The organism is Providencia sp. UF-224 (assembly GCF_058245955.1).
The window spans coordinates 1-257 of the sequence record NZ_JBSICC010000145.1 but is presented as its reverse complement, the minus strand read 5'-3'; the positions used below and the strand labels follow the sequence as shown (position 1 = coordinate 257).

At 41.2% G+C, this 257-nt stretch carries 1 pseudogene; it reads left to right on the top strand.

Annotation, left to right across the window (positions count from 1 at the left end):
* A pseudogene (locus AC4IFO_RS23225) lies at nt 1-257 on the top strand (hypothetical protein); the annotation flags it as partial.

The window sequence follows — 257 nt, the reverse complement described above, 5'->3', positions numbered from 1 at the left end:
CATACAATACAGCAACACCGAATACCCCAAGTAAACAGACAGTCAATACAAGTCCCGCTCAGCCGGTAACACAACCAACGGCGGATACTAATTCAGGTCAGACCGATAACACATACCCTGAATCTCAAAAAGTTTTAAATAGTGCCATTAGTCGTACACCAATAGCATCAACAAGCTATGGTGAAAATGGTGCTGATCAGCAATCATTTGCCCATTTAAATACGTGCGTTAAAGAATTAAATGCGCTCAAAACACTC